This window comes from Pseudoalteromonas sp. 2CM37A (assembly GCF_023161885.1).
Classification (GTDB): domain Bacteria; phylum Pseudomonadota; class Gammaproteobacteria; order Enterobacterales; family Alteromonadaceae; genus Pseudoalteromonas; species Pseudoalteromonas atlantica.
Genome location: NZ_JALNTJ010000008.1, coordinates 98,570 through 119,914 on the forward strand (window position 1 = coordinate 98,570; position 21,345 = coordinate 119,914).

The following is a 21,345-nucleotide window of genomic DNA, read 5'->3' on the forward strand; positions in this document are numbered from 1 at the left end:
TTTACTCGGTAAAAAGTAAGCTAATATCTTTATTATTGTGTGTGTTACGTGTGTTGTGTGTGTTTGCTATTAACCGAGTTTTATTTTGGCCATGCTGTTAGCTGGCTCATGTCTTGCTCTGTGTGTTGAACCTCTGGGCCTAGCATGAGCGTATCGCCTTTACGAACAAATACGGCCATTTGTGTAAGCTCAAGTGTTTCTTCGTAATACTTGCCGCCTTGGTATGTTTGTGCATCAGGGAATCGCACCCACTCGCCTTGTGGTAAATAAAATTTAACTTTACCGTTTGGTACAACACAAGGCACAACAAGGAGTTTTTCGCCGCACATAAATTGCTGATCAAAACTATGTGCCAGTACGTCATCAGGAAACGCCAATGCCATAGCACGCTGAATAGGCAGCCCTGTTTGCTGTGCTTGCTCTGCACATTCTTGTAAGTACGGAATTAACTGATAGCGTAATTTAAGCGCTGCAAATACCGCGTCACTTGCTTGCTCGGTGTATGACCACGGTTCGCGTGGGCCAATGCCATGTAAACGCATGTGCGCACTAAATACCGACGCTTGCGCCCAGCGTACATAAAGCTCTGCATCGCGCGTATCTTTGTAAAAACCACCAATGTCGGTTGCAAAAAATGGCCCGCCCGACATGCCCCACGCTAAGCTGCCGCGAATACTCGCTGCTAAGCCTTGCCAATCGGCTTGTGGGTCGCCACCCCATTGTGCTGGGAAGCGTTGGCTGCCAGTCCACGCTGAGCGGCTAAATAAAAATGGCCCTGTTTTACAGTATTTTTCGGCGGCTTCATAAACGCAGCGGTTGTACAGCATACTATAAACATTATGCAGTCTAATGCCGCTGTCGCCACTATGCGATACCATGTTTTCGTCTTCTAGCTGTTCGCCAAAGTCTGCTTTTATCATATCAACACCAAGCTCAAACAGAGGCTTGTGCGACTCCAGCCAGTATTCGTAAGCATCGGGATGAGTAAAATCTAAAATACCCGACTCTGGTAATGGCGTAAGTACTTCGCCAAAGGGGCTTAAATCCCACTCGTATTGATACGCTTTACCTGTGCGTTTGTCTTTTATTAGCCAGCCGTTCTCGGCCGCTTTAGCAAATAATGGGTTGTTTACCGAGATCATTGGGTATTCCCACACGCAAATTTTAAAATCCATGGCTTTTAGTTCATCAAGCACAGGTTTTGGGTCGGCGTAACGTGTTGGGTCCCATTCAAAGGCAAAGCGGGTGTCGGTGTCTTGCCATGCGCGGCCATCAAGGGTAATTACATCGCACGGCATGTTTTTAGCGCGTACTTCGCGGGCGACACTCAATAACTCGTCGGCATCTTTGTAATACGCTTTTGATAAAATAACACCCAAGCTCCACTGCGGTGGCACCGGTGCAAAACCAGTTAGCTCGCAGTAGCGATTTATACTTTGTGCAGGCGTTTGCTCTTGGTATAAAAATACATCTAGCGCGTCGTCTTCTACTAAACACACATAAGCACGCTGCGACCAAAGTGCGTAACCTACGCCATGTGTAACGGGCGCCGGCGTGTGTACAAATAAATTCCAGCCCTCTGGGCTCCATGCGTATGGCGTATTTTTATAAGACTTTTCGGCGTTTACGCCCAGTGCATCGTGGTTGTATGAGCGAATAAGCTGGCCGCGTTTATCAAGCTTGCCCCATTTTTCGCCAAGGCCGTAAACGGCTTCGTCGTAATTAAGCTCTAGGCTTAAAATCCAGCCGTTATCAGTTTTGGCCAGTGGCGGTAAACGGTGCTGGCGCACAAAATGGCCATCAGTTGCTGATTGCTGTACTAATTTATCGTTTTTATAAAGCTTAAAGTAAAAAGGGTCGCTGTAAAATTCTAAGCGGTACTCACCGGCGGTGGCTGCAAAGCCTTGGTCTAATTTATTAAGTGATAGCGGTAAGTTAGAAGGGGTAGTGGTTAATATTTTAAACGTCTCGTCATGCGTCGTGGAGCCTGCATTTAAACGTAAACCAAACTGGCTTATGGTAACGCTGACCTCGCCAAATTGAGTTGGTAAAACTAGCACATGGCCTTGTAATTTAGGCTCTGCAGTTAAGCGTGCTGGCTCTATTGCGTTCCAGTCTGGCTCACGTAATTCAAATGCATTCATGGGAGTTCCTTAACCAATTATTAGTCTTGTATAAGACACAAGTTAAATAATTGTAATCCCCATGTCAATGTAAATAACCCTAAGATGAATTATTTACATCGTTACTTTTAAAATATGCCCGGTGCCGATGTTGCCACCAGCGAAACGCCGCTTAGGCCAAGCAATGCAATTGCTATTATACGAATCCATTTTGCATCAACGTAAGGCGTTAATTTACGAGCAAATTGCGTTACTAATAATACCAGCGGTATGGCCGCTGCAATTAAAAACATAATGTCGAGCTCGGGTAAGGTGCCAAATAAGGCAATACCAACACGGACTAAGCCACCAATGGTAAATACCGCAAGTAAGGTGCTACGAATGGCCTCAATAGACCAAGCTTGTTTATAGCACTGAAACACCAATGGCGGCCCCGACGTTGAAAACAGCCCACCCAGCAAACCACTTACACCGCCGGCAATTAAAAACGAGCCACGCCCGCTTTGCTTATTTGCTCTATCACGGCCAATTAGCATTAAGCCACAACATAGCAAAATACTAATACCTAAAATAAAGTTTAAGAACTGCGTTAAATGCGCCGACATATATTCAAGCAATATAAAACCTAACAGCATTAGCGGAATACCGGTATACAACATAAGTTTAAGCTCGGGCACTTTTACTGTACTGCGATTTTTAACCACCACAGTGGTTGAGTTAACTAAACCCAATAAACTCACTAAAAAGGTGGTGGCAGTGAGCGGTAAAACATCTAGCAACGTAAAGCTTGCAACCACCAGCAACCCAAAGCCAAACCCGCTAAGCGTTTGCATTATGGTGGCAAGGCTTAGGCACAACGCCATAAGCAAGATGAGTTCTAACGAAATACTGAGCACTTTAAATATCCTACGTGTGCGCTATTGTAGTGTAACGATTTGTTTTTAGGCATAATGTAAAAACAAACTACACGGCAATAGTTCACAATTAATTGAGCTTGCGCAAAACTGCGCAAAAAGTTTCACCTATGATATAAATACAGGTGGATTAAATTTAATGGTAAATAACAATGAGTAACTCTATGTTTGATCACAAATTAAGTGGCCCAAGCTTGGCTTTTCAACCACTTTACTTACAAGTGGCTGATTATATTAAACAGCTCATTGTTGAAAGACGCTGGGTACCTGGCGAAGTATTACCGAGCGAGTTTCGCCTTGCTGAAGAGTTTAACGTAAGCCAAGGCACTGTGCGTAAAGCGCTTAATTTATTAACCGACGATAAAATAGTTACTCGCCGCCAAGGTGTTGGTACGTTTGTATCTGAGCATACCGCGCAAGATGCCCTGTTTAGGTTTTTTCCGCTACAGGCCGACGGTAAAGGCGCCGACCTACCTAAAGCCGAGCTATTGTCGGTTGAGCTTTGCCCTGCACCACAAGATGTTATTGATGCGCTGCAACTTAATAAAAAAGACAAAGTTACTAAGCTTGTACGCAGACGCATTCTCGATAACGAATTTTGTATGAGCGAAACTATATATCTACCACAAAGTTTCTTTCCTGATATACATCAAAGTAGTGATATTCCGCACACATTGTATCATTACTACCAAACCAAATTTAACCAAACCGTGCATAAAACCCAAGACAGCATTAAAGCCGTTTTAGCAGATGAAACCGACGCTAAAATGCTCGCTATTAAAGCCGGTGACCCTTTATTGTTGGTATCGCGCATTACCGAATCAATCGAAGGTAAACGCATTGAATACCGGTTAAGTAAATGCCGTAGCGATCATTACCACTACCAAATAGAACTTGATTAATTAACCGCGCTTTAGCCGCGTGTAAGTTATATTAGCGCATACTTATTAAATATTTTTTAAAGGCAGCAAACGCTGCCTTTTTGCTGCCTGTAGGTTTTTTAACACCTTTCATTTATTGCCTTGCGGTTAACACAGTGTTGACACTGTTAGATTCGTATAATAACTTATATCTTATACAAGACCAAAGTCATTATGCAATTTTAACAGGAATTCCCAATGAGTTCATTAAATAACATCCCGCCAGTCGGGTTCGGTTTATGGAAAGTAGCACAAGAAGATTGCGCGCAAACGGTGTACCAAGCTATTAAAGCAGGTTACCGTCATCTTGATTGCGCATCAGACTACGGTAACGAAGAACAAGTAGGCGATGGCATTGCTCAAGCAATAAAAGACGGCCTATGTACCCGCGAAGAATTATGGGTAACATCAAAACTATGGAATACTTTTCATGCGCCAGAGCATGTAGAGCTTGCCATTGATAAAACCTTGAGCGATTTAAAGCTCGACTACCTCGACTTATACTTAATTCACTTTCCGATTGCGCAAACGTTTGTACCAATCGAAACACGCTACCCACCAGAGTGGTTTGTAGACCCAGATGCACAAAACCCACAAATGGAGCTGGCAAAAGTGCCACTGCATTTAACGTGGCAAGCAATGGAAGAGCAAGTACATAACAACAAAGCAAAACGCATTGGTGTGTGTAACTACTCAAGCGCGCTTATTCACGATTTAATGACCTACGCCACAATTAAACCCGCCATGCTGCAAATTGAGTCGCACCCTTATTTAACCCAAGAGCGACTAGTGAGGCTTGCAAAACAGTACGATATTCCGGTTACGGCATTTTCACCACTGGGTGCGCTTTCGTACCTTGAGCTTGAAATGGCCGATCAAACTGAGTCGGTGCTTGAGCAAAGCGTAGTGAAAGCTGCAGCGCAAAGTCATGGCAAAACACCAGCACAAGTTGTGCTGCGCTGGGGTGTGCAACGCGGCACTGCCATTATTCCTAAAACCTCTAAATTTGAACGCATGAAAGAAAACCTCGCGCTGTTCGACTTTGAACTAACAGAGCAAGAAATGGCGCAAATTTCTGCGCTTAATAGCAACCGCCGTTTTAACGACCCAGGGCACTTTTGTGAAGCTGCCTTTAACCGTTTTCACCCTATTTACGATTAGGATAATAAAATGTCAGCTACCGAACTTAACTATGCCCAAGTGCCTACTCAATTAACGTTTGATGACTCGGTTTTTCCGTGCATTGTAGTTAATAACAATAACGCCAGCACCGTTGAAGAAGCGGTAGCTTTTATTCGCGCTAACAAAAGCGAGTTGGCTAAAAAACTACGCAGCTCAGGCGCTGTATTGTTTAGAGGCTTTCCTGTTGATAGCGCCGAAACCTTTGATACGTTTTCAGCTGGGTTTGATTACGACAACTTTACGTACCAAGAGTCGCTATCTAACGCGGTACGTATTAACTTTACCGAGCGTGTATTTACCGCTAACGAAGCCCCAAAAGATGTTGAAATTTACCTTCATCACGAAATGGCACAAACGCCTATTTCGCCAAGTAAGCTGTTCTTTTTTTGTAAATCAGCAGCTGAGGAAGGCGGCGCGACACCGCTTTGCCGCTCAGATAAATTATTTAGCGCTTTAAAGCAGTTTGATAGCCAATTAGCCAATGACTTTGAACAAAAAGGCTTAAAGTACACCACTTACATGCCCGCAGCCGACGATGCAACATCGGGCCAAGGCCGCAGCTGGAAAAGCACCCTAAGTGTTGAAACCAAAGAAGAAGCACACAGCAAACTTACCGAGCTAGGTTACGAGTGGGAATGGCTAGAAGATGGCTCTTTAAAAGCAATTACCCCCGTTTTACCTGCAGTAGTTACCCTTGAAAACGGCGTACAGGTTTTTTATAACCAACTTATTGCCGCTTACATGGGCTGGAAAGGCGTTCGCGAAAATCCATCGGTTGCTATTACCTTTGGCGATGGTAGCGCCATTCCTAAACAAGGGCTAGAAAAAATTGTTGAGCTATCAAAAGAATTTACCTTTGATTTAGCGTGGCAAGATGGCGATGTAGCCTTAGTTGATAACGAAATGGCTATGCATGGCCGCCGCCCATTTACTGGCGAGCGTAAACGCCAAGTGCTTGTTGCGCTAACAGCAGCTAACGCCTAATGCAAAGCTTAACCGGTGCATTAAAGGTAAAAGTTTCCCCGTTATGGCAAGGGGCCAGCATTGCTGCAATGACTGGCCTTGCTGCCTTATTTTTAAGTGAACACTATGGCGCGCCCGCTATGTTGTTTGCTTTATTATTAGGGATGGCGGTGTCGTTTTTATATCAAAGCGACAGCCCGTGCGCTAAAGGCATAGACTTTACTGGCACTACGGTTTTACGCGTAGGCATTGTTTTACTTGGCACCCGTATAGCACTGGGCGATTTAATTACATTGGGCTGGCAAACAGCGCTAATGCTAGCTGGCGCTATATTTACCACCATTATTTTAGGCGTTGTACTTGCCCGGGTATTTGGGTTACAAAAACGCTTTGGCGCACTCACCGGTGGCTCAGTTGCTATTTGTGGTGCATCGGCAGCACTGGCTATTTCATCAATTATGCCCAACAGCGAGCATAAAGAGCGCGATACCTTACTTACCGTAATTGGCGTAACAGCCATGTCGACCATTGCGATGATTTTATACCCTATTGTGGTTAACTACCTTGAATTTGATGCACATAACGCCGGGGTATTTTTAGGTGGCACCATACACGATGTAGCCCAAGTAGTGGGTGCCGGTTATTCGGTATCGCCCGAAACTGGCGATATAGCAACACTTACCAAACTAGTACGCGTGGCTATGCTGTTGCCTGTAGTACTTATTATGATGGTGGTTATTAATCGCTCAAATAAAGGTAACCATGGCGAGTTGCCAAAAGTACCGGGGTTTTTAATTGGCTTTGTAATTTTAATGATTATAAACAGCACCTTTAACCTACCTGCTATTGTGCTTGAAACCACAAATGAGCTTTCTCGATTCTTTTTAATTGCCGCCATAGCCGCCATTGGTATGAAAACAAACCTAGGCAAACTCACCGAGGTAGGCTTAAAACCAATAATTATGATTGTTGCCGAAACCATTTGGATAGCACTGTTAATACTTGGCTTTGTATTGTGTAGCTAAGTTGAGTAGCTAAGCATTAAACCTTGAGCGTATTGAGTGGATTGCCTACAATAGCGCATCACTTTTTAATAAAGATTAAAACCATGACCGATTCAACAAAACCAGCATTACCTGCTCAGCTTTCTATTAACCCACGTAGCAAGCATTACGTAGAAGAAGTGTTTGAACACGAAATTGGCGTAAGCTTAAATGGCAAAGAACGCTTTGACGTAGAAGAGTACTGCATTAGCGAAGGTTGGATTAAAATTGCCGCGCCTAAAGCGCTAGACCGCCGCGGCCAACCTTTACTTATGAAAGTAAAAGGTACAGTAGAAGTATTTTATAAGTAAGCTAAATATATTGCTTATAAAATTAACAGAGTAAAAATTATTTAAATACCCAATATTTCTAAGTAAATTACTTAAGTATATATGGGTATTTATCTACCCACTAATACCAATTAATATGCTTCCCTTAATAAAGTTATTTTGCCGCTCGCAGTTAGGGTAAACTGGTCTTCCATGATTAAAAATTGCTTTCTCTAAGGCAAAAAACAGCGCTTTTTGTACTTATGCTGCGTTACAGCTTATTTGTGCAACACACAAACTTAGGCTTTACATTGCATACCGAGAAAAGATAAGCCGTCTCTAGCCTTTTTTACCCTTATTAGCTATTGCTTTAAGTGCAGAAATATTTGCATTTTCTCCCTCAGCTTCTTTCAAGCGGCGGCGTCTCTTTGCAAAATTATCAAATTCCAATTTTGCTTTATCATCTGCCGCTTTTTTAGAGATTGTCCCTGCGCCGCTTAAAACTTCACGATCATTAAAACTCAAAAACTGATCAAGCTTATCAGTCCAATCTTGTAAGAAAACTTGCTTGCGTCGCAGCGCTTGGTCTTCTGCAAAATCAAGCCACATATTCACAATTCGATTCAGTTCTTTAATTTCGTCCTCTCGCAGATAATTTTTAGCGACAGTGACGTCTGTTTTACGCACTTCATCACCTTTATAACTGGTTAAGCCCATATCTGACTTATTAGCATCTACACGGTTGAAAATAAGCTCTGCAGCCGTCATCTGCGTACAGGCATAGTGCAGCTTATTTTGTATAGCTTGAAAGAAGCGATTAGTTTCTTGATTAGAGGGCTCATAGTCGGCAGCCATTGTAAAAATTTCTTTAGCTCGCAAATATACACGTCGCTCACTAGCTCGAATATCGCGAATGCGTTCAAGCATTTCATCAAAGTAGTCAGGAACGGTAGAGTGCCCCACAGGCGGGTTTTTCAAACGCTCATCATCCATGGCAAACCCTTTAACTAAATACTCTTTTAATATCCTAGTCGCCCACTGTCTAAATTGTGTACCTCGTTGTGAGCGAACCCTGTAGCCTACGGCTAAAATCGCATCAAGATTGTAGTGATCAATTTCGCGAGATACCTGGCGAGTACCTTCTAGCCGAACTATCCGGAATTTCCGGATGGTTGCGCTTTGTACAAGCTCACCTTCCTTATATATATTGATAAGGTGCTCGTTAATTGTACGAACATCTTTATCGTAAAGCTCTGCCATTACAGCTTGAGATAGCCATAAGGTATCTGACTCAAAGCGACATTCAACACGCGTCTGACCATCTGCGCTAGTAAAAAGAACAAACTCTCCTTGTGGAGCTTGAGGGGTATGCTCTGCCATTCACTTCACCTTCTACATAATTAATATAACTAGGCTTCTCACGCCAAGACGGTTTAGGGCACTTTTTTAAACTCATCGCTGAGTTATACACCAACAAATACACCACGATTGTTAGGTGTTTTTTACCAAATAGGACTTAAATCTTTGTACAGCTCTAAATTACCCTGAATCTCATCCCAATGCGAAATTTCAGGTAAACGTTCTGCTGGAGTTAGTTTAAAGTTGAAGTGCTCTTCATAAGATTTCGTAATAGTTTTAGGTAAAATAACTGGCGCATCTGAAAACTCAAACACCCAGTATTTTTCGATAGCATCACTATCTTTTCCTGTTATTTCCTTATCAATGTCGCGCCTAGGTAAAAGCTTCACGCTGTCCACTGAATATAAATATTTTCCTAATTGCTCTGTATCTTGATTGCTGTCGCGTACAGTAAGTACAAGGTAACGTATTTCGCGCATAATGTTTCTGTGTACATTTTGACGATTAGTCGCAATAAGTCTTGTATGATAACCCTTTAAACTACCTGTTTTGGCTTTTTCCAAATACGTTTGATCACGATCTAGTTCATTTACTGGTGCTACAAATGTCAAACCAGTATGTCTAGTCACATTTACGCCATAAGGGGCAATACGAACGGCATCTTCAACAAAATGATAATCATATGACGAAGATTGTTTGTATTCTAAAACCTTGCGCGTTTTATCTAGTTTTTGAGCTAAATATTCTTTTATCCAATAGTTAGTGGAATCCTGACTCCCTGCACTTGGCAATAATGGAAATGCGCCAATACCAATTTCATTAATAGCTTCAGCATAAGGGTTTTGTTCAGATTTTTGTTCTGGAAAAAAACCTGGGAATAAAGCAAATGCGCCAAGAACAGGACGACTTTTTAATGGTAATTCGTATTCAATATGCTGTTGGTGAATAATCGCATCACGGTATCTATGCATCTGATTTATAGCATCTTCAGGTACGGCATCTTTACCACCAAACTGCGTGGTATCTATACGATACTTTGCATCAAATAAAATAAAGAAAGCTTCCCCATTTTCCAAGGTAACACGAAGCACAATATCCGGACGGTGGTTTGCAAGCCAAGTTCGATTAACTGAGCCTTTAGGTGTAAATGAAGGCTCATGCGCCAGCTCAATCTGCATACCATCACTCTCGTGTTGGTATACAAAAGCAGCAGCCATCTCATCCTTAGGAAATTGCTTCTCAAACTGCACTTGTTTGAGGTGGCTTAGTGTCTTTCTTTGTGGCTTAAAGCCCAAAGATTCAATAATCGACTTGACCTCTAAAAAGCACCAAATTTCATAAATTTCTGCAACAGACTTCATCGATAAACGACTTTCTCCAATGCTTCCATTTAAGTAGTATTTCAATTGCTGCCAAACTTTATAAACTTTTGAATAACCAGCTGCTTCTTGCAGCACTTTAGACTCGGTATATTGCCCTTTATAAACACCCACCTCATGCCATAATGCATGCTTTGTATACTGAGCAACTTGGGTGCGCCACGCGTCTAACTCTCTAATAAATGAACTAGATACTTTTGAGTCTTTATCTGCATTAATTTCTAATAGTATCTGAGATAAGTTGGCTTTAGTTTTCGCAAGTACCATTTTAATAAAGCGGTTTTCTGGGGTATCAATATTCAAGCGCTGCTTTTTGATAGTAATTCGAGATGAGCGTTTCGATGCTATTAACTCTTTTGCTTTTTGCTCCTGCTTAGCCCCTAATCGTTTATTTACCCTCTCTAAACTCTGCTCAAAAGTATAAGATTGCAACCGATTATGCGCTGCGTTTAATACTCTTTTTACACCTTGATTAAACTCGTCAACTAAGCGCTCAAATTGCGCTAACCAAAAGAGTTCAAATTTCTCTGGTTGTCTAGTTGACTTACCTTGAGTATGCGTTGTTTTTCCACTAATACTGTACCGCCACAGCGGATAAACACGATCAATTTCATGGTTCATAATGCTCAAATCTTGAGCTTGTATCATTTTAGTTGCATAGACTGTAAAAGCGACGGGTATAGATTGCCAAACTCCATTAACACTGTATTTAATTTCAAAGTGACATAACCCAACATCATTGCCAAAATTAATCACAGCATTTAACGATTTTCGTTTAGGATGAGCAAAAAAACTTCGATCTAGCAAAGCATATTTGTGATTAACCGAAAAAGAGTTTTTATCAACATGGTCATTAAATTCAATTTCAAATCTATATTGGCGGTTTTCAAAAAAGAACGGTTGAATATGTGGCGGACCCTCACTATCAAAGCTAGGCAACATTGGCTGAGAGCCAACCCAAATAAGCATTTCGTCATATTTTGGCAGCTCAACAGAGCGTGACACATATGTCCGTTTTAATTTATTCCGAGGGGAATCTAAGTTATCAGTAGATACATGAATATCAAAGTCATCATGTTCATAGCTTAACAATTCGATATTTTTAGCCATGGTCCATTACCGCCAAAGTTTAAAAAGTGCTATTTATTTAAGGCCAAAAAGAGGTAAAGCCACGCACAAGTTGCTCATTCATCCAACTTAGTTTTTTCTTAGAACGGCAATCCACAGTAATTGTTTCACCTTCTGGATCTAGCTTTTCGCGGTACAAATCTGGTCGTCCGTTTTCCCAAGCCCCAGCCAACTGCTCTTCTAATACTTTTAATAGTGCTTCTAAAATATTATGCTGGTTCTGCCCTACTAATTTATCTTCATCACCTTCAATACGCGGTAGCACTTTACACATCATAAAGTCATCCCACACAGCTTTTAGGGTAAGGTCATCTTGTGGCTGGCTACTCGCAACAGCAAGTAGTAATTCATTAAGAGCGCGGAAGGCCAGTTCAAACGGCGTGTTTTTTAGCACCGCATTCACCGCCGATAAAAACGCTACAGTTTTAGTGCCATCAACATCAAAGGTTTTGGCTAAATCCGCTTTGCTGGCGTTTGACCAAATAGGGTAACTAAGACGCTTATTATAATTAGTTGGGGTGAAAAAGTCTGCATAGTCGTTAGGGAAAAACTCACCAAAATCAAAGCTAAGCGCACGGTCAATCACCTTGCGTGAAAAGCCATGAGTAGTTTCATCCATATTCACCGTACCAGCCACCAGCAAATTAAACGGAATACCTAAACCATATTGGCAAATAAGCGCCCAAAGCTCGTTGTACTTACCATCCTCAGCGCTACCAAAGCCTAGCTCCTTGCGTAGCTTTTCTTTATTAGCCACTGCTTTAATGGTAGCGGGTTTTAATAGTGCATCACTACTGTACGAAAAGCTGTCACCCGTCCAAGTCCATTCACGAGTTTCAAGTACCGACAAATAATCGGCAAAATACTGCTCAACGGGCGCAAGGTTCATTTCATCTAGACACAGCCAGTAAGGTAATACCTGTTCAAGCGCATCACGCTCGCCCGCTACTACTAAGCGCTCGCCTAGCTCGTCACTATCTTGCACTTCCACGCTTAATCCGCTATCAGCAATTGCACGCCATGCTTTAGCTATAAAATCTAATACATCGGTAGTGATATATTCAGCGTTGCCATCTTGAGTAAGCCGCGAAATATACCCCAATAAGTCACTTGGTTCATGCCAATCTGGACGCACTGAGGTTAAACAATAAGTTTCTGAAAATTGCTTAGAGGTTTTTGCTTGCTCACGCACAAAACGGGTTTTACCTGTTCCTGAAATACCAGCGAGAAGGAGGAAGGGCTTGGAAAGAAGACTGCTGTCTAACCGATTAATTAAAAGAGTTTTTATTTTATTTTCTGCACGAATTTTTGGTGAAAAAGATAAAGCCAAATGCTCTATTTTTTCTATCGTCGTGTTTAAAGATATAGGGCTTAAATCAATTACGTTATCATCATACTCAGAACAGTTTTTCTCAGTAGCCCAATCAATTATTTTAGAAAAGGTTGTAAAGCATGGCTTAGTTTGAACGGTAATCATCGAGTTAAGAGCTAAATCAGAGAAATGCTTAGAGCCGTTATCTCGCCACTCTTTTTCAACATAGCGAGTCATAGAGCTAAATTCATTTAAATTCGAGCTAATATCTTTTAATCCGCTTAAAACTGACTCCAAAGATAACGTAAACTCTTTAACGCTTCCACGCTGACCGCTATTTCTGAAATTTACAAAGCCGCCTGAACTTCCGAGACCACAAGGAAACTTAGACTGGCCCGAAACTAAATCAAAGTAAGTATTTAAATCTGTCATTTTGCCTATTCCGTTAGTAAGCATATTTTAGTCGCAAGTGCATTAATCACATTGACTGTAACACTATTACCAAACTGTTTATATGCTTGAACTTTTGAAGCACTTGGTTCAAATTCATCAGGAAAACCTTGCAAACGGGCGGCCTCTCTAGGGCTAATCTTTCTAGGGTTTTTACCATCTTGAAAGATAAGAACCTCACTACCATCTTTATAATATCTTGCAGAAATAGTATTCGTATACGGAGATTCTTCAGTTACTAATCCATAACCAAACCCTTTTCCATTTAACTTATTTTGAATTTTCCTTCGTTGATGCCCCTCCCATAATCTATCCGAAATAGTTAATTTAGGATCTGGATTTTTCTCTAATTTATCACCTACTTTAACTTCATGGTCTAGTGGTTTTGGATATTCAAACTTATCAATCACGCCATCACGCCACAATACAATATATATTCGCTGCCTATTCTGTGGTATCCCAAAGTCCACTGATTTTAGAACCATTTCTTTAGCTAATGTTTGAATTTCCTTTGTAGAGCCATGCTCAATAACACTTTTCGGTATATTACAGCTATATCCGATCTTAGTTAGCGTTTTTAGAATCACTTTGAGCGTGTAACCTTTATCATGGCTAATTAATCCTTTCACATTTTCCAGCAGCGCAAACTTAGGTTTTTTCGTTTCTAGAATATTGGCTATATCATGAAATAAAGTACCTCGAGTATCTTCAATCCCTAGTTTAAGGCCAGCATGTGAAAATGGTTGGCATGGGAAGCCAGCCAAAAGAACATCGTGTTCAGGAATTTCATTTGCCGGTATTTTCGTTATATCGCCAAATGGTACCTCACCATGATTATTTTTATAGGTTTGTTGTGCGTGTTTATCAAATTCGGAAGAAAATACACAAACGCCGCCACTTTGCTGAAAACCGAGCCTGACGCCCCCGATACCAGCAAATAAGTCAATAAATCTAAATTTACTACCAAAATCTGGTTTTAACTTTAGAGAGTCAAACACATCACTAAAAAAAGCGCTTCTGGTTGTATGTAATCCATTTTTTTGTAACTGATTAACTACCTCTTCTTTAAGCATCTCTGGCTTACTTATTTCAGGATTACAGTAAAACTGACTATCAGTGGCAATGGCGTGTATCCACTGATCAATTACAGCCTCAACGGCACTGTCATGTGGCACATGTTCAAGTGCTAAAGGTTTAATAAGCTCTTCTGCTTGTAAAAGGACATTGCTTTTATTGTTCATTATTGACTACTACTATAAATTCTTGATGGATGACTATAGGGCGAAGCATGGTTTTTACACTTTGCATTTCAACTAAATTGTATTTGCCCAAGGTTTTTAGTGTTCTTGAGACATTACTGACTGCTCGCCCAGTAAGCGAGGCCAGCTCAGTCACCGATTGTGGCTGTTGCTCAACAATCACCTTTAACAATTGCTTGTTCTCTTTCGACAGCACACTAGCTACCGATTTAAGTGAGTCGAACCAAATATCAACAGGGTAATCGGGATCGGGCGCTTGACCTTTAATGCCAATCACGCAACGAGACTGTTTAACGTTTTTCATTTATTTACTCGCACAGCTTACTCAAATAGTTTACTCATTAGGCTTAAGCCGGTGCATAAAGCTGCGTTTAACTAATCAAAAACTGTATGCTTATACATATGTTACACATATTATCAACTACTGATAATAGCGCAAGGACACTTTCTTTTTATAAACCTAAGGTATTGATATGTATGGTTTACTTTTTTATTATTTCAGCTATGGCACTATGTCTTTTTATGTGCATAACCTGAGTGATAAATATGCTTTTATATTTGCATTAAAAGCATTGAGCTTTTTTCATGTTAAAGGTGACGAAGTTTCATTATGAATCTAAAAAAATTATGGTTGAATAGCGCCATATTGTTTAGTTGTATAGAAATCCTTTATGAATAAAGTAACTATTTTAGATGGCGGCATGGGACGCGAGCTTAAACGCATTGGCGCACCATTTACCCAGCCACTGTGGAGTGCACAAGCCCTAATAGAAGCCCCACATTTTGTAACGCAGGCTCACCAAGGTTTTATTAATGCAGGCGCTGAAATAATTACCGTTAATAGTTATGCCTGTGTGCCCTTTCATTTAGGTGAAGCGTTATACCAAGCTCAAGGCGCAGCCCTTGCGCAACAAGCGGCCGTTATTGCAAAAGAAGTAGCTCAAAACGCTACACAAAATGTATTAGTGGCAGGCTCATTACCACCCACCTTTGGCTCTTATCGCCCTGAACTATTTGAAAGCGAACGCGCTTTTACTATTTTAGATACGCTATACAAGGCGCAAGACGAGCACGTAGATGTATGGATTGGCGAAACCATATCGAGCATTGAAGAAGCGCACGTTATGGCAAATGTACTTAAAAGCTCAAACAAGCCATGTTATTACGCATTTACCTTAAATGATGTGGTAAGCGAGCAAGCGACACTTCGCTCTGGTGAGCTGGTAAGTGACGCAGTAGCGGCTTTGCTTGAACAAAATGTTACTGGTATTTTCTTTAACTGCTCAATACCTGAGGTTATAGAGCAAGCCTTTAGCGATACCAACGCAGTATTAGCTAAACAAAATAAAAGCGTTGTTTTAGGCGCGTTTGCTAATGGCTTTACACCTATCGCAAGCGATTACAAAGCCAACGAAGGCTCGCAGGCGTATCGTGATATTTCACCTGCAGAATACCTAGATTTTGCAAAAACGTGGTACAGCCAGGGCGCAAGTATTATTGGTGGCTGCTGTGGTATAGGCCCAGAATTTATTGAAGTATTAGTAAACTGGAAACAGGAACTTGAAAGCGCTTAAGCTTTTAGTGCTTTTATAAATATTAGGGTTTAATTGCTGTTGCCTCCCAGCACCCAATCAAGCCCTTGTATAGCTGTAGTAGGAAATGCGGTTGCATGGCTCGCCCCTTCAACAACAACGCTTTTTAATTCAATATTGTCACTGCTAAGTGCATTAATTTTTTGCGTTAATTGCTTTGCCCCTTCCACCATATTTTGCCCTTCACCAAAGCGTGGCGTTTCCTTTGCTCCCACCGATATATAAACCTTTGTAGGCAATTTAGGTTTATTTGCTTGTAGCGCTAAAATCGCATTGTTATTAAACCAAACTGATGGGCTGCCAATTATATAATTGCTAAATAAATCGGGCATCGTAAATAAAATAGTGGCTCCAAATAACCCGCCTAAAGAATTACCGATATAAGTTTTTTGAGTGCTACTTGCTCGGTAGTTACTTTGTATAAACGGCAATACAGTATTTTTTAAAAACAGCGCGTGGTTTTGCGCATTACCGGTTTGTTTTTTCCAGCTTTGCGCCTTATTTGGTGTGTAGTCCCTAATTCGACTATTAGACCCTCTAGAGCCTTTTTCGTAGCTAATGGCCACTATAATAGCCTGCTGCATTTTTCCGGTATTCATAGGAAACCGTGTAGCTCCCGCCACAATAGGGAACGTGTACGGTGCATCGGTTAAATAAATAACTGGATATATTTTTTCAGGGTGCTTTTTATATGACTTAGGGAGCTGAATAAAAACAGGATATACCCGATTGGTTGCGGGCTCAGTGAGCTCTATAACGCTACTTCTAGGGATTTGGTACGGGGTATTTGCGCTTAATTTAAAACACATTAAAGCGCAAAGTAACAGTAAGTATTTTAAAGCCGTATTCATTAACCTAAGCCAAGCGTAATAAACCAATATTGGATGATTACTTTAACTCACTTTTAGCTTTAGGCTATTAAAAAATTTAAACTCTAGGGGATTAATTTAAAGTGCTACACGTTAGTTGTTTGTAGCAATGATAACGCTAAGCTACCTGATCAGATTCAGTGCTTGAACACGGGCAGTTATCGTCATTATGTTTAAGGCATTGTTGGTAATTAAACCAATGAGCCGCAGCAATAAAAGCCGATCCAATTAAAGTAAACGCTTTTTCGGCAACCTCATGCCCTAGCAATACCGCACATATCATAAAGGCTAACCCAATAACGCCGCAGGCCATGTAACGCTTACGCTTATGCTTTTTACAGCCTAGGCTCAATGCTAATAAACTGGTGGGTAATACCGCCGCAAGAATCCATAAATGAAATTGTTCACTATCTATTTGCAGTACAGCAAAGCTTGGCAATAGCGCTAAAATAACCGGGGTTGCAAAACAATGTACGGTGCACATTAACGATAATCCAATCGCCATACGATCCATAACACTTTGACTCGACTTCATTATTTCCTCTACTAAATTAGTGCCTCTACTCAAAAGCGTTACTTTTAAAGAGACATTTTAGTAACAACAGTTAATTACTATTGATACATTATAACATTTCTCGCATAATTGATATAATATAACATCTAACAGGGTAGTCAAATGAAACGTAGATCACAATTAGCTGTGCTCATAGCAGCTTTATTACCTGCAAGTGTGCTTGCATCCACAATAGAGGGCGTTGTTTTAAACAACAAAGGTAAAGTAGTTACCAATGCAACAGTAGAAGTTGAAGGCTCAGACCTTAAAGTAACCACCGATGAAAACGGTAAATTTGTAATAACCGAGCTAAACAATGGCTTAAAAGAGCTTCATGTTGTGGCGCCAGGTTATGCCCACCTTCATCGCGATATAACAATAACAAACGATGAAAACCAGTCGGTTACGTTTAATTTAAAGCGCTCGCCTATTGAAGTTATTGATATTGAAGCGACCCCTATTCATATGTCGGCAATGGAATCTGCATCACCTGTTAGTGTTTTATCTGGCGAACAACTAAGGCGACAACAAGCTGCAACCCTTGGCGACAGCCTTGAAAAACTTCCAGGCGTTAATACTAACTTTCACGGGAAGGTAGCCAGTACACCAATTATTCGTGGTTTAAGCGGCCCGCGTGTACTTATTACTCAAAATGGCCTTGATGTAAGTGATGTGTCGCGCGTTGGCCCCGATCATTCTGTTGCATCAGAAGCGTCTACCGCACAACAAATTGAAGTATTGCGCGGCCCTGCAACACTATTTTATGGCAGTGGCGCCATTGGTGGCGTAGTAAATGTAGTAGATAACCGCGTACCAACCGACAGCACAACACGCGGCGAGTGGAACGTAGAACATAACTCAGTAGATAACCAAAAAGTAGCCTCGTTTAATGCCACCACAGGCACAGACTCGGTGGCATTTTATGCCGATGCGTTTTGGCGTGAAGCCGATGACTACGAGGTACCTGTAGCTGCCGATATAGATAGCGACGGTGAAGAGCATAGTGGCGATTACAAAGTTGAAAACAGTAATGAAGAGTCTGACGGTTTTACTGTTGGCGCTAGCTATTTAATGGATAACGGCTTTATTGGCTTAGCGGTAGAGCAATTTAATCGTCAATACGGTATTCCGGGCCACACCCACGGCGATGAAGAAGAGGAAGAGCACAGCGACGAAGAAGAAAGCGTATTTGCTAATTTAGAGCAAACTAAAGTGCAATTATTAGGTGAGTACAACCTAGATAATAAATGGCTAAACAAAGTAAACCTGCGCGTTGGCAACACCAACTACGAACACGCTGAAATTGAAGGTGGCGCTGTAGGCACCACATTTAAAAACGAAACAAACGAATTTCGTATAGACCTACTACATAACCAATTTAACGAGTGGAATGGCGGCATTAGCTTTCATTACAAACAAAGCGATGTTGAAGCACAAGGTGAAGAGGCCTTTACCCCTCCATCAGAAACCGAAAGCTTTGCTGTAGCGCTAATGGAAGAAAGACACTTTGGTGATTTTTTAGTGCAGTTAGGTGGGCGTATTGAGCGTGTAACCATTGAAGCAGGCGACGTATTACTGCCAAATATTGACGCTCACGCACATGATGAAGCGCAAGAAGTCGACGAGCATGATCACGACCACGAAGAAAGCGCAGAAACCACTCGTGTATTTGACGTAGAGCACGAATTTACGCCAATCAGTTTATCTGCAGGCGTAGTGTGGGATTTTACACCTAACTATAATTTAGGACTTTCTGTATCGCGCTCTGAACGTGCGCCTTCTGCTTCTGAGTTGTTATCGTTTGGGCCACACATTGGTACTGGCACTTACGAAGTAGGTGCACTATTTGATTTAGATGAAGACGGCCATTTAGGTTTATCTAGTCAAACAATTGACCTAGAAACAGCCAATAATATCGATTTAACACTACGTAAAACCCAAGGTGATGTTGGCTTCATTTTAAATGCCTTTTACAACCAAGTAGATAATTACTATTACCAAATAGACACCGGTTTATTCGCCGAAAGTGGCCACGACCATGGCGATGAAGAAGAAGGCGCTGACGAACACGACCATTCATCAGAATTGCCGGTTTATTTATTTAAAACAGACGACGTAATTTTACACGGGTTTGAAGCGCAAATTGCGTGGCAGTTAACCGATGAATTTAAAGTAGATTTATTCTCAGATTACGTTCGTGCACGCCTTAAAGACGGCGGCGATTTACCCCGTACTCCACCACTTCGTTTTGGTAGCGAGTTAAGCTATCAAACAGATAAATTAAGTGCGCATATTCACGTTACTCGCTATCAAAAGCAAGACCACACAGCCCCACAAGAAACAGCAACTGACGGCTACACATTGGTTGATGCAAGCATCTCTTACGACCTTTCAGTATTAAACCAAGATATGTCTGTGTACCTGCGAGGCACCAACTTAACAGATACAGAAGCACGCGTGCACAGCTCGTTTGTAAAAGATATAGCACCACGTCCAGGACGTAGCTTTGCGCTAGGCATTCGCGGTTATTTTTAAGCATTAAAAAATTATAATTAAAGGAAATAAACATGAAAAAACTATACAAATTAAAGCTTATTGCACTGGCTATTAGCACTACATTTATTACAGCCTGTGGCGATGCCCAGACCAATATTGTAGAAAAAGACCCTATTGTTGTAGAAGACGAGCACGATCATGACGATGATGATCACGACCATGATGATGGCTACACAATCGATTCATTAGGCAGATTAGCTGTGCTTGCAGGCGATAGCAACGAAGCCAGCTTTTACGACCTAGATGACAACGCTTTACTTGAAACATTTACCCTGACGAATGATTCAAACACGCTATCGTCATCACCTGATTTTCGTTATGCCGTTATTGCAAGCCGCGCACAAGATTACTTAGGCTTTATTGATGGTGGTTTATGGCGTGAAGACCATGGCGAGCATTTACACGACTACGAGCAAAGCCCAGCGGCTAGCAGTTATGAGCTAACAAGTGGCAGCCGACCTACTCATCTTGTAAAACACGATGGCCAATTAGCTGTTTTTTATGATGGTGATGCAGACTCAGGCACGGTTGCCTCTGTTGAAGTATTAACAGATAACGACATAACCAGCGCAACAGCAACGCTACCGGGTATTAGTTACAATATTAATATGCACGGCGTAGCAGAGCCACGCGGTGAGCATTTATTATCAACACTTCGCCGTGATGACAGCGAAAGCACATCGGTTGCTAAAGTACTGCCAGACCAAGTAGGTGTTTATCATTTTCATGATGGTGAATACGAGCTTGAACAAACCTTAGACCTTACGTGCCCTGATTTACACGGTGCTGCACAAAACCACGACTACGTGGCATTTGGCTGTAGCGATGGTGTGTTATTAGCCCACCAGCACGATGATGAATACGAAGCTGAAAAAATAGCGAACATTGCAGCCGTTGGCGATTTACGCATTGGTAGTATTTATGGCCACGAAGATAGCGAGACCTTTATTGGCGTAGCATCTGGCCATGGTGGCGGCGAAGCCGTAATTGTAACTATTAGCCCAGCAACAGCACAAATGGAAGAACTAGAATGGCAACTAGCCGATGGCGCAAGTGCTGTGTCGTATTCTTTTTCTGCCCATGGCGAGCACTTTTTAATATTAGACAGCTTAGGCTTTTTAAATGTATTTAGTGCACACGACCATGATGGCGAAATGCATTGGGAGCTTGAAGGCCAAGTTGATATTACCGAGCAAGATGTATCAACCATGCCAGAGGGCATGAGCTTTAGCATGACAGTGGCGCAAAATGGTCAGTTTGCTTATGTAGCCGACCCTATTGCTCAGCACGTTGTGCAAGTACACCTTGAAGACTTAGAAATTGAAAGTGAGGTTGAGCTTACTTTTGCTCCTAGTGCAATTACTTGGCTTGGTATTGCGCAAGAGGAAGAAGAAGACGATCACGGCCACTAATTTCACTCTTTAAAAAGAGTACTCCCTTGAAGGTTGGCGTTTTAATGCCAACCTTTTTTTAT

17 protein-coding genes are annotated in these 21,345 nt (G+C 41.6%); 8 read left to right on the forward strand and 9 right to left on the reverse strand.

Annotation, left to right across the window (positions count from 1 at the left end):
- Positions 1 to 80 precede the first annotated feature (80 nt).
- Positions 81 to 2,144, reverse strand: a complete 2,064-nt coding sequence (locus MTF68_RS16115; RefSeq protein WP_248463056.1) for an alpha-xylosidase — start codon at positions 2,142 to 2,144, stop codon at positions 81 to 83.
- A 107-nt stretch (positions 2,145 to 2,251) separates the two neighbouring features.
- Positions 2,252 to 2,986 carry a sulfite exporter TauE/SafE family protein gene (locus tag MTF68_RS16120; protein WP_024034010.1) on the reverse strand — a complete coding sequence of 245 codons (735 nt, stop codon included), beginning with the start codon at positions 2,984 to 2,986 and terminating at the stop codon, positions 2,252 to 2,254.
- A 203-nt stretch (positions 2,987 to 3,189) separates the two neighbouring features.
- On the opposite strand from MTF68_RS16120, the gene MTF68_RS16125 reads away from it, so the two are divergent.
- The 5 genes from MTF68_RS16125 (at position 3,190) to MTF68_RS16145 (ending at position 7,456) form a co-directional block, all read left to right on the forward strand.
- Positions 3,190 to 3,939 (forward strand): GntR family transcriptional regulator, encoded by a 750-nt coding sequence (locus tag MTF68_RS16125; RefSeq protein ID WP_004586029.1) that lies wholly within the window; start codon positions 3,190 to 3,192, stop codon positions 3,937 to 3,939.
- A 216-nt stretch (positions 3,940 to 4,155) separates the two neighbouring features.
- On the forward strand, positions 4,156 to 5,118 hold the full coding sequence (locus tag MTF68_RS16130) for an aldo/keto reductase (protein ID WP_248463057.1): 963 nt from the start codon (positions 4,156 to 4,158) through the stop codon (positions 5,116 to 5,118).
- Positions 5,119 to 5,127: 9 nt separating this feature from the next.
- A complete protein-coding gene (locus MTF68_RS16135; protein ID WP_248463058.1) occupies positions 5,128 to 6,123 on the forward strand; it encodes a TauD/TfdA family dioxygenase in 996 nt (331 codons plus the stop codon).
- Complete coding sequence (locus tag MTF68_RS16140; RefSeq protein WP_024034013.1) at positions 6,123 to 7,127, forward strand: YeiH family protein; 1,005 nt, start codon at positions 6,123 to 6,125, stop codon at positions 7,125 to 7,127. Before MTF68_RS16135 ends, MTF68_RS16140 begins: the two co-directional genes overlap by 1 nt.
- A gap of 83 nt (positions 7,128 to 7,210) precedes the next feature.
- Positions 7,211 to 7,456 carry a DUF3297 family protein gene (locus tag MTF68_RS16145; RefSeq protein ID WP_248463060.1) on the forward strand — a complete coding sequence of 82 codons (246 nt, stop codon included), beginning with the start codon at positions 7,211 to 7,213 and terminating at the stop codon, positions 7,454 to 7,456.
- 297 nt (positions 7,457 to 7,753) lie between these two features.
- Here the strand turns inward: MTF68_RS16145 and rhuM are convergent, their stop codons facing one another.
- From rhuM to MTF68_RS16170, 5 genes are all read right to left on the reverse strand, one after another.
- The gene (rhuM, locus tag MTF68_RS16150; RefSeq protein WP_248463062.1) at positions 7,754 to 8,794 is read right to left on the reverse strand and encodes a RhuM family protein; all 1,041 of its coding nucleotides are present in this window, start codon (positions 8,792 to 8,794) and stop codon (positions 7,754 to 7,756) included.
- A gap of 122 nt (positions 8,795 to 8,916) precedes the next feature.
- On the reverse strand, positions 8,917 to 11,262 hold the full coding sequence (locus MTF68_RS16155) for a DUF2357 domain-containing protein (protein WP_248463063.1): 2,346 nt from the start codon (positions 11,260 to 11,262) through the stop codon (positions 8,917 to 8,919).
- A 37-nt stretch (positions 11,263 to 11,299) separates the two neighbouring features.
- Positions 11,300 to 13,024, reverse strand: coding sequence for a DUF3578 domain-containing protein (locus MTF68_RS16160; protein WP_248463064.1), 1,725 nt, complete (start codon positions 13,022 to 13,024; stop codon positions 11,300 to 11,302).
- 5 nt (positions 13,025 to 13,029) lie between these two features.
- Complete coding sequence (locus tag MTF68_RS16165; RefSeq protein WP_248463065.1) at positions 13,030 to 14,283, reverse strand: DNA cytosine methyltransferase; 1,254 nt, start codon at positions 14,281 to 14,283, stop codon at positions 13,030 to 13,032.
- The gene (locus tag MTF68_RS16170; protein ID WP_004586039.1) at positions 14,273 to 14,605 is read right to left on the reverse strand and encodes an ArsR family transcriptional regulator; all 333 of its coding nucleotides are present in this window, start codon (positions 14,603 to 14,605) and stop codon (positions 14,273 to 14,275) included. The genes MTF68_RS16165 and MTF68_RS16170 overlap by 11 nt, the downstream gene beginning before the upstream one ends.
- Positions 14,606 to 14,972: 367 nt before the next feature.
- Between MTF68_RS16170 and MTF68_RS16175 the strand changes: the two genes are divergently transcribed.
- Positions 14,973 to 15,875: a homocysteine S-methyltransferase family protein gene (locus MTF68_RS16175; protein WP_248463066.1), complete on the forward strand. Its 903-nt coding sequence runs from the start codon at positions 14,973 to 14,975 to the stop codon at positions 15,873 to 15,875.
- A gap of 29 nt (positions 15,876 to 15,904) precedes the next feature.
- Here MTF68_RS16175 and MTF68_RS16180 read toward each other — a convergent pair whose 3' ends face one another.
- A complete protein-coding gene (locus MTF68_RS16180; RefSeq protein ID WP_248463067.1) occupies positions 15,905 to 16,744 on the reverse strand; it encodes an alpha/beta hydrolase-fold protein in 840 nt (279 codons plus the stop codon).
- A 136-nt stretch (positions 16,745 to 16,880) separates the two neighbouring features.
- The gene (locus MTF68_RS16185; protein WP_248463068.1) at positions 16,881 to 17,297 is read right to left on the reverse strand and encodes a MerC domain-containing protein; all 417 of its coding nucleotides are present in this window, start codon (positions 17,295 to 17,297) and stop codon (positions 16,881 to 16,883) included.
- A gap of 141 nt (positions 17,298 to 17,438) precedes the next feature.
- Between MTF68_RS16185 and MTF68_RS16190 the strand changes: the two genes are divergently transcribed.
- Both MTF68_RS16190 and MTF68_RS16195 read left to right on the forward strand, forming a co-directional pair.
- Positions 17,439 to 19,850 carry a TonB-dependent receptor gene (locus tag MTF68_RS16190; RefSeq protein ID WP_248463069.1) on the forward strand — a complete coding sequence of 804 codons (2,412 nt, stop codon included), beginning with the start codon at positions 17,439 to 17,441 and terminating at the stop codon, positions 19,848 to 19,850.
- Positions 19,851 to 19,882: 32 nt separating this feature from the next.
- A complete protein-coding gene (locus tag MTF68_RS16195; RefSeq protein ID WP_248463071.1) occupies positions 19,883 to 21,283 on the forward strand; it encodes a 5-methyltetrahydrofolate--homocysteine methyltransferase in 1,401 nt (466 codons plus the stop codon).
- Positions 21,284 to 21,345: the final 62 nt, after the last annotated feature.

Bases quoted from the DNA above. Each gene is read 5' to 3' on its own strand.
- MTF68_RS16145 (WP_248463060.1), top strand. From the start codon at position 7,211: ATGACCGATTCAACAAAACCAGCATTACCTGCTCAGCTTTCTATTAAC.
- MTF68_RS16175 (WP_248463066.1), top strand. From the start codon at position 14,973: ATGAATAAAGTAACTATTTTAGATGGCGGCATGGGACGCGAGCTTAAA.
- MTF68_RS16140 (WP_024034013.1), top strand. From the start codon at position 6,123: ATGCAAAGCTTAACCGGTGCATTAAAGGTAAAAGTTTCCCCGTTATGG.
- MTF68_RS16185 (WP_248463068.1), bottom strand. From the start codon at position 17,297: ATGAAGTCGAGTCAAAGTGTTATGGATCGTATGGCGATTGGATTATCG.
- MTF68_RS16115 (WP_248463056.1), bottom strand. From the start codon at position 2,144: ATGAATGCATTTGAATTACGTGAGCCAGACTGGAACGCAATAGAGCCA.
- MTF68_RS16120 (WP_024034010.1), bottom strand. From the start codon at position 2,986: ATGGCGTTGTGCCTAAGCCTTGCCACCATAATGCAAACGCTTAGCGGG.
- MTF68_RS16135 (WP_248463058.1), top strand. From the start codon at position 5,128: ATGTCAGCTACCGAACTTAACTATGCCCAAGTGCCTACTCAATTAACG.
- MTF68_RS16155 (WP_248463063.1), bottom strand. From the start codon at position 11,262: ATGGCTAAAAATATCGAATTGTTAAGCTATGAACATGATGACTTTGAT.
- MTF68_RS16190 (WP_248463069.1), top strand. From the start codon at position 17,439: ATGAAACGTAGATCACAATTAGCTGTGCTCATAGCAGCTTTATTACCT.
- rhuM (WP_248463062.1), bottom strand. From the start codon at position 8,794: ATGGCAGAGCATACCCCTCAAGCTCCACAAGGAGAGTTTGTTCTTTTT.
- MTF68_RS16195 (WP_248463071.1), top strand. From the start codon at position 19,883: ATGAAAAAACTATACAAATTAAAGCTTATTGCACTGGCTATTAGCACT.
- MTF68_RS16130 (WP_248463057.1), top strand. From the start codon at position 4,156: ATGAGTTCATTAAATAACATCCCGCCAGTCGGGTTCGGTTTATGGAAA.
- MTF68_RS16165 (WP_248463065.1), bottom strand. From the start codon at position 14,283: ATGAACAATAAAAGCAATGTCCTTTTACAAGCAGAAGAGCTTATTAAA.
- MTF68_RS16170 (WP_004586039.1), bottom strand. From the start codon at position 14,605: ATGAAAAACGTTAAACAGTCTCGTTGCGTGATTGGCATTAAAGGTCAA.
- MTF68_RS16125 (WP_004586029.1), top strand. From the start codon at position 3,190: ATGAGTAACTCTATGTTTGATCACAAATTAAGTGGCCCAAGCTTGGCT.
- MTF68_RS16160 (WP_248463064.1), bottom strand. From the start codon at position 13,024: ATGACAGATTTAAATACTTACTTTGATTTAGTTTCGGGCCAGTCTAAG.
- MTF68_RS16180 (WP_248463067.1), bottom strand. From the start codon at position 16,744: ATGAATACGGCTTTAAAATACTTACTGTTACTTTGCGCTTTAATGTGT.